At 58.5% G+C, this 4,926-nt stretch carries 5 protein-coding genes; 1 reads left to right on the top strand and 4 read right to left on the bottom strand.

The features are described from left to right. The first annotated feature begins 306 nt into the window (after positions 1 to 306). Positions 307 to 738: a DUF488 domain-containing protein gene (locus ACM9ME_RS15285; RefSeq protein WP_415644318.1), complete on the top strand. Its 432-nt coding sequence runs from the start codon at positions 307 to 309 to the stop codon at positions 736 to 738. Between the two features lie 123 nt (positions 739 to 861). Here ACM9ME_RS15285 and ACM9ME_RS15280 read toward each other — a convergent pair whose 3' ends face one another. The 4 genes from ACM9ME_RS15280 to ACM9ME_RS15265 form a co-directional block, all read right to left on the bottom strand. Continuing rightward, positions 862 to 1,314, bottom strand: a complete 453-nt coding sequence (locus ACM9ME_RS15280; RefSeq protein ID WP_415644317.1) for a VOC family protein — start codon at positions 1,312 to 1,314, stop codon at positions 862 to 864. Positions 1,315 to 1,376: 62 nt separating this feature from the next. After that, positions 1,377 to 1,700: a GNAT family N-acetyltransferase gene (locus ACM9ME_RS15275; protein ID WP_415644316.1), complete on the bottom strand. Its 324-nt coding sequence runs from the start codon at positions 1,698 to 1,700 to the stop codon at positions 1,377 to 1,379. A gap of 339 nt (positions 1,701 to 2,039) precedes the next feature. After that, a complete protein-coding gene (locus tag ACM9ME_RS15270; protein ID WP_415644315.1) occupies positions 2,040 to 3,749 on the bottom strand; it encodes a hypothetical protein in 1,710 nt (569 codons plus the stop codon). A 394-nt stretch (positions 3,750 to 4,143) separates the two neighbouring features. After that, the coding region (locus ACM9ME_RS15265) for a PEPxxWA-CTERM sorting domain-containing protein (RefSeq protein ID WP_415644314.1) at positions 4,144 to 4,926 on the bottom strand (783 nt) is incomplete at its 5' end.

Raw genomic sequence — 4,926 nt, 5'->3', positions numbered from 1 at the left:
CNNCTGCAGGTTCATCGTATCGTCGGTCATCGGTGATCTCCGTTGGTTGGATGTTGCAACCCAAACCTAACCGAAGATCGCCGATGGCCAACCGCGACCTACACCACCACCTGGGACACGACCGGAATCCCCGCATGGACTCGTCCGTCTCGTTCAATCCACTAGGAAAAGCGAGAGCACGCGCGGATCATGCAGTTCCCGAGACTGACGATGTAGTGGCGTGTATCGATTACACTCTCCACTCTTGAGCACCCGCTGCGCCCGCGCAAGAGTTTAACCGTTGGCCCTGATACCCATATGGTGGAGATGCGCATTTTCACGATCGGCTATGAAGGTGTCACTCAAGCCGAGCTTATCTCAACGCTGTCAGCAGCGGGTGTCAAAACCTTGGCCGACGTCCGCGCCGTCCCGCTGTCCCGGCGGCCAGGCTTTTCCAAGAACATTTTGGCAGGCGGGCTGCGCGACGCCGGCATCGACTATATTGGGCTGAAGGCGCTGGGCACACCGCCTGAAGGGCGCGAGGCCGCGCGCAAGAACAATCATGCGAAACTCGCCGAGGTTTACGCTGGGCAGCTGGAATTGCCCGAGGCGCTCGCGCAAATTGCACAACTGCGGACGATCGCGGAAGAAACGCCGACAGCTTTGCTGTGCTTCGAACGGGAGCCGACCCGCTGTCACCGCTCATTGCTGGTCAACGCCGCACTTCCTGAAGCCGAGGTCGTCAATCTGTTCGTTTAAGTCGCAGCATTGCAGCGGATCTCAACAGTCCGCGACCAACGATTGAGAGCGTAATCCATGCGCATCGCATGTGATCCTTATGCGGCCCAGGCCAGCTATCGGCGAGTTGGCTACACCAAGGCGTCAGAACCCATGATGAACTGCTTCCAAATTGCAGCCATCCGGATCGAGGACGAACGCTCCGTAATAACGCTCATGATATTGTGGACGTGGGCCCGGTGGACCGTTGTCGCGACCGCCGGCCGCCATTGCGGCTTGGTAAAACGCATCGACTGCGTCTCGATCTGGCGCTTCCAACGCTATGTGGACGTATCCGCGTATCGGCTCGCGCCGACCGAGCCAGAAATACGGTTTATAACCGGAGCCAAATCCAACGTGCTCCGGCATATCTTCAGTCCCGCCATATGACTTCAGCCGAGTCATGCCGAGCGGGGCGAGCGCCTTCTCATAGAACCTGATGGAACGGGCGATGTCGGATACGCCTATGCTGACATGGTCTAACATACGTGCCTTTTTCCCCAGGACCGTGATATGTGCGCCATCGGTGGAGATACCTCGTTTTGTTGCGATACCCAACCAAACGGACTTTGCCTTTGGGCGAATTCGTCGACCCACCCACCGTCCACACGACCGAACAGTCAGAGCTGGCGCGCCAGAACCACATCGTCGTAATCGGTCCCGCCAACATTAAACTTCCGCGTGGCGAGCTGCTCAAAACCCTTCTTGCGATAGAAAGCGATCGCACGATGATTTTGCGCGAAAACCCCCAGCAGGAGACGCCGGGCGCCAGATTCCGTCGCAGCACTTACCGCATACTCCATCAACGCGGTGCCGATACCGCTGCCGTGAAAGCGCGACAGGGCATAGATCCGCTTCAGTTCGACATCGCCTTCGACCATGCCAGGTAGGTGCGCTGTCCCGACGAGCGCGAAGCCAATCGGTGCATCGCCCGGCCGCAACACAGCTAACCACGCGCGCTCCGGCGGTGAGCAATTTGGTGTAGGCCGTTTCCGTATGTTCACGCCGACAGTGAGCGACCACAGCCGTCCCGTCCAAGACTCCCGCAAAGGTCTCCAAGAATGTTGCGGCCCCTATAAGCGCAAGCCTGTCGCCATCATCCCTGCCGGCCTGACGGATATTCCAGGTCAATGGCGATGCTCCCATGACGACGCCGACTTTTCTGGTTGCTGGCAAAAAGATCTAATGACGATAGAGAAAAATCAAACGTAATAAGCGCGTCGCACGATGGGTCGAACCGCCCGACGGCACGACGCAAGAGTGTTCCGAGGACCTTGATCGCGTTACCAGTGGGTCGCGCGTAGCAACGTAAATTTGGGCACATGGCTCGGGGGCACCGCGATGGGTCCGACATATGTCAATTGAAGCACATCGCCCTCGCACTCATACTTCCACTGCCCATCATTGAACGGTTCGGTGCTCGGCGCAGGAAACGACATCCCAGCGACCTTCACCAGAATGTTCACTTTAAGGGTGCCGCCGCCGTTTTTATAACTCAGCAATCCTGCCGACGCCGTAAATTTACCCCCGTCACTTCCTGTCACCGCCACGTGAACATTTAGCGGCGGCATCCCATGCTCAGCCGCCCCCGCGATGTCCGCCGCGAAATCGGTCGCGTCGATCGTCGAAGTTCCGTCCGGTCGAAAATTGAAGCGCATTGTACCAGACGCGCTCGTTACCTTGCCGTCGCGACCGAGCCAATTCGACAGCAACGCCGCACGCGCGTTATTATCGACATCCCAAGTGCCAACGGGACAGGTTCCAGCGCTCGTATTTGAAATCAGGCCTATCTGCTTGCATTTCGATTTCCTCTCGACCTCTATCGAAGCCGTCGCCGACTTGTCGGTCTTCATCACCACAACCTGAGACCGATCAACTTGGTCGCAGTCGTCCGAGCCAACTGACAGAGGAAAATCGTTTGCCCATGTTGTCTTGGCAGCCATCTTTACGCCACGCCCGACATTGGCCGACGGCGCCTCCAGCGTCGCCGCAAAGCGACCCGACTTGAAAATAACCGGGCGGAGCTGGACGGTGTAAGGCGCGCCCGGCAGCGCGGAACTTCCGGCTTCACTGATTGTGATGGGCAATCCCGGCTTTAGGGGGCCAGGACGCCATCCGGCTCCGTTCGGTATGCCATTGTCCACGAGCTTGCGCGCGAAATCGCTCATACCCTGCGCACCCCCAGCCGTGCTTACGAATTCCGCTGCCTGCGCGTCTATTGGCAAGCCCACGCCTTCGTTCAGCCCGACCATAAACTCGAAGACGGACGCCGGCTTCTTGTTCCACATCCACTGGAACAGAAGTCCATTCTCGTAACTCAGCTGTGTGAAAGGCACCGTTCCGATTTTGCCGACAAACGCCTGTTCAACCTCGTGCGGCTCAGCTGCGTCAGGCACCACAACCTGACCAAGGGTCGTGGCCAATCCTTCGAGCCACCAATCCTTGTTTTTCGATGCGAACGCGTACGGGTAATTCCAGCGTTGGACGCAGTGCGCGAATTCGTGAGCAATGACGAACGCCAGGTCGCGTGGGCGATCGATCCCGGCACTCGTCAACCAGACCTGATTGAGATCGAGCAACACGATACAATCTTGGTTACCGTTGCTGTTTCTCGGGGACATAGTCAGTCCCTTGAAATGCTTGCCGTGAAACTCGATCGGTGTGTTGGTGGAGCCTAGCACGAACGTAACCTCGTGCATCTGAAGAGTCGCCGCCGCGCTCCAAACCGCCTCGGCCTTGGCGACCGTATCATTAGCGATCTGGATCGTCTGGTACACCGGCGGAAGGTTTGGGGCGAAGGTCTTGTCCGATGCGTCCCAGATGTAGCGAACTGGCAGACCGGCCGGGGCGTTCTTCTGGATTTGCGCGCACTTGAAATTTGGCAGCCGTTCCTTGACGATTTTGACCATCTCCGGCTTGCTGCAATCGAGAAATTCAGCGGCGGCAGGCGCGGAGCCGAACAGCAAAAAAAGTAAGAAAATGGCGCTACGCATGCGCCAACGCTTCATGCGAAGCAGCGCGATTGCAAGCGCATTTTTCGCCTTTCCTTTATGGGGTTCGAGCTGATCATTGCACGCGGTACGTATACTACGGTTCGGCAATGCCGACACGTTATCGGAAAGCGGATAAATCGCTGGAATGACAAATTCACGAGCCGAAGGCGCGCCCGCGAGCCTTCAGCATAATAATGCTCGGATTTGAGCTTTCTCCGATCTGGACGACGCAGCGGCAGCAACTGCTCTGACTCAAAGAAAGGGGCGGCGCTGGATCAGCACCGCCCCATAGTTCGGCCCCTCCGTATCGACGGAGGCGGCTCGGGTCGCACGATGGGCCGGCGCGATTGCCGGCGAATCTCAATCCGAAGAGTTTAATCGCCCGCTTGTCGGCCTACGCGAAAAGGACCTTGGCGCGAGGCCGGCGCCGCATTGCGCCACCAACGACGCCAAACCCGCCGATCATCAGTGCCCAGGGAGCAGGCTCGGGCACAGCCGCGCCAAGGGTGACTTGATAACTGATCGACGCACCCGTCAGATCGAACGGCGCGAAGACACCATCGACGTTGGTGGAGCTTTGCAACCCGGTGAAAGAAAACTCGGGTCCGACCGGCTGGAAGAGCAACAAGCTGATGCAATTTCCGCAGCCGCCGTCGCGGGGATTGGGGAGATTGGCCGGCATAAGACCGTTGAACAGCACCGAACCGGTGTTCGATGCGCCAGTCGGCCCGCTGTTATTGGCACCAAACAAATTCACCCCGAAAAATTGTCCATAGCCGGGCGATGCGACCGACAGCGGCACGGTGAACGGGCCGTCAAGCGCCAGATCGATGTTGACGCCATCGCCGCTCGCAATGCTGAAAGGCGTGAAGCCGTCCAGTATGAGTGTGCCATATCCGAGCGTCGCACCGCCAGCTGCGTTGAACGAGCCACTTGTCTCGTTGGCGATTGAGCCCGTTAGCGAGAGGTTGTACACGGTTGCCGATGCCGGGCCCGCGAGGCCCATCACGGCCAACGCTCCCGCCATCCATGCACTCGCCAGTTTCATATTCATTTCGGTTCTGTCAGATGGATGTGGCAGGCGGGGCAGTGTGCTGGTAGTTGGCTGAGATGAGCCGCAGATCGAGGGCGAAGCCCGCCAGTCCGTTTCGGTATTTCCATTCGGCACCCGAGCTGA

Origin of the sequence: Sphingomonas antarctica, assembly GCF_965137005.1 — a bacterium.
GTDB lineage: Bacteria > Pseudomonadota > Alphaproteobacteria > Sphingomonadales > Sphingomonadaceae > Sphingomonas_O > Sphingomonas_O antarctica.
The sequence above is the reverse complement of the archived record's forward strand: the minus strand, read 5'-3'. Positions and strand labels throughout refer to the sequence as shown.